General features: G+C 65.5%; 1 protein-coding gene. It reads left to right on the top strand.

What is annotated here, in order from left to right; genetic code table 11:
* Nucleotides 1-3,393: condensation domain-containing protein (locus OQK_RS19720; RefSeq protein WP_038861432.1), on the top strand; the 3,393-nt coding region annotated here is incomplete at both ends.

Consider the following 3,393-nt stretch of genomic DNA (forward strand, 5'->3'; position numbering starts at 1 on the left):
GGCGTGCTGGTCAGCCACGGCGCGCTGGGCAGTTACGTGCGCGGCGTCCTCGAACGTCTGGCTCCTGCGCCCGAGGCGAGCATGGCGCTGGTCTCGACCATCGCCGCCGACCTTGGCTTCACCGTGCTGTTCGGTGCGTTGTGCTCCGGCCGTTTGCTGCATGTCCTACCGGAAGAACTCGGCTTCGACCCGGACCGCTTTGCCGAATACATGGCCCGCCATCGCGTTGGCATGTTGAAAATCGTCCCCGGACATCTCGCCGCGCTGTTGCAGGCGGCCAAGCCTGACGACGTGCTGCCGGAACACGCACTGATCGTCGGCGGCGAAGCCTGTTCGCCGGCGCTGGTCGAACGCCTACGCCAGCTCAAACCGGGCTGTCGTCTGATCAACCACTACGGGCCGAGCGAAACTACCGTGGGCGTGCTCACCCACGAGGTCGAAGAGCTCGCCGCGCTGGCGCGCAGTGTTCCAATCGGCACAGCGCTGGCCGGTGCCCATGTCTATGTGCTCGACGATGTGCTCAACCCGGTGGCCGATCAAGTTGCCGGTGAGTTGTACATCGGTGGCGACAGCGTTGCCCTTGGCTACCTGAACCAGCCGGCGCTGACCGCCGAACGCTTCCTGCCCGACCCGTTCGGCGCAGCGGGCGCACGGGTCTACCGCAGCGGCGACCGGGTCCGGCGCAATCGCGAGCAGGCGCTGGAGTTCATCGGTCGTGCCGACGATCAGGTCAAAGTGCGCGGCTACCGTGTCGAGCCCGCAGAGGTCGCGCGGCTGTTGCTCAGCCTCGACGGCGTCAGCGAAGCCGCCGTGCTCGCGCTGCCACTGGATGACGATCCGGCGCGCCTGCAACTCCTGGCATGGTGCGTGCCGGCGGTGGGCGCGAAGGTGCAGGCGCAGGAACTGCGCGAGCAGTTGCAGGCGCGGCTGCCGGATTACCTGGTGCCGGCGCAGTTGCTGTTACTCGACCACTTGCCGCTGACCGCGAACGGCAAGCTCGACAAGCGTGCCTTGCCAGTGCCCGGCGTGGTCAGCCAGCAGTTCGTCGCGCCGGTCGGTGAGATCGAGGAGAAGCTGGCGGCGATCTGGGCCGACGTGCTCAAGCTCGAAAGAGTCGGCAGCAGCGATAACTTCTTCGAACTGGGTGGCGACTCGATCCTCAGCTTGCAGATCATCGCCCGGGCCAAGCGCCAGGGCATCAAGCTGAGCCCCAAGCAGTTGTTCGAAAAACAGACCATCGGCCAACTGGCTGCTGTGGCCAAACTGATCGAAGCCAAACCGGCTGCCGTCGCGGCACCAGTGGCACGCGGGCCGTTGCCGTTGCTGCCGATCCAGATGCGCTTCTTCGAGACGCCGATTGCCCAGCGCCAGCACTGGAACCAGGCGGTGATGTTGCAACCGACCCTGGCACTGGACGCCGTGCATTTGCGCAAGGCGCTGGCGGCGCTGGTCGAACAGCACGAAGCGCTGGCCTTGAGCTTTGTGCAGTCGGGCGATAGCTGGCAGGCGTTGCCGCAGACTCAGCGCGATGCCGAACTGCTTTGGCTGCGCGAGCTGGACAGTCTCGATGCCTTGCCGGCCGTGGCCGACGCGGCGCAGCGCAGCCTGGACCTGCAACGCGGGCATTTGCTGCGCGCGGTGCTGGTCAACCTGCCGAACGCCGAGCAGCGCTTGTTGCTGGTGATTCATCACCTGGTGGTCGACGGCGTGTCGTGGCGCATTCTGCTTGAGGACTTGCAGCAGGCTTACCACGCATTGGCGGCGGGGACGGCGCCGGTGTTGCCAGGCCAGAGCAGTTCGCTGCACAACTGGGCCGAGCAGTTGCATCGTTATGCACAGAGTGAAGCGCTGGCCGGCGAACGCGATTATTGGCGCCAGACCCTGGCGGCGGAAGACGCGGCACTGCCACAAGATTTCGCCGTGGACAGCCAGACCCGCGCCCAGGCCGCTCGCGCCAGTACGCGCCTGAGCCAGACATTGACCGACAAGCTGCTGAAAGTCGCCCCGGCGGCGTACCGCACGCAGATCAACGACCTGTTGCTGACGGCTTTGGCGCGGGTGCTGTGTGACTGGAGCGAGCAGCCGTCGGTGTTAATCCAGCTCGAAGGCCATGGTCGTGAAGACCTGTTCGACGACATCGACCTGAGCCGCACGGTCGGCTGGTTCAGCAGCCTGTTCCCGGTGCGCCTGACTCCGCAGGCCAATCCCGCTGCGTCGCTGTGCGCGATCAAGGAGCAACTGCGCGCCGTGCCGGGCAAAGGCATCGGTTATGGCGTGCTGCGTTACCTCACGCGTGCTGCCGAGTTGCAGACGCTGGCGCAACCACGGGTGACCTTCAATTACCTCGGTCAGTTCGACGGTGCGTTCAGCGCTGAGCAGGGCGCGTTGTTTGTGCCAAGCGCTGACAGCACCGGCGCCAATCAGGATGGGCACGCGCCGCTGGGCAATTGGCTGAGCGTCGACGGACAGGTTCTCGGCGGTGAGCTGGAACTGTCCTGGACCTTCGGCAGCGGCATGTACCGCGCCGAGACCATCGAGGCGTTGGCCGAGGCCTATCGCCGCGAACTGCAACGCCTGATCGAACATTGCTGCGACAGCGCGGCCGGTGGCGTGACACCCTCGGATTTCAACCTCGCCAACCTGACCCAGGCGCAGCTGTCGGCATTGCCGATGGCGCCGCGTGACATCGTCGATCTGTACCCGCTGTCGCCGATGCAGCAAGGCATTCTGTTCCACAGCCGCAACGAGCCGGACAGCCCGGCCTACACCAATCAGCTGCGCGTCGACGTCGAGCAGCTCGACGCCGAGCGCTTCCGCCAGGCCTGGCAGCAGACCGTCGAAGCCCACGATATTCTGCGTACGGCGTTCGTCTGGCCGCAGGATGCCGCCGCGCCGGTGCAAGTGGTGCGCAGCCGCGTGCAGATGCCGTGGCAGGTGCAGGACTGGCGCGGTCGCGCCGGCCTTGATTCAGCACTTGATCATCTGGCCACTGAGGACCTGCACAACGGTTTCGATCTGCTCGACGCACCGCTGTTGCGCGTGACGTTGGTGCGCATCGATGAAAACACTCATCACCTGATCTACACCTGCCATCACATCCTCATGGACGGCTGGAGCACTTCGCAGTTGTTCGGCGAAGTGCTGCAACGTTACGCCGGCATCGCGCCGAGCGCAGGGCAGGGGCGTTATCGCGATTACATCGAATGGCTCGGCCAGCGTGATCAGCAGGCCAGTCGACAGTTCTGGAGTGCGGCGCTGGCGGATCTTGAACAGCCGACGCGACTGGCCAGTGCCATGCCGGTCAGGCACGCCGCCAGCGGCTATGCCGATCACCAGCATGTGTTCAGCGAACCGCTGACCGCCGAACTGAACCGCTTTGCCCGCGAGCAGAAA

Source organism: Pseudomonas sp. R62 (assembly GCF_000257605.1).
Taxonomy (GTDB): Bacteria; Pseudomonadota; Gammaproteobacteria; order Pseudomonadales; family Pseudomonadaceae; genus Aquipseudomonas; species Aquipseudomonas atacamensis.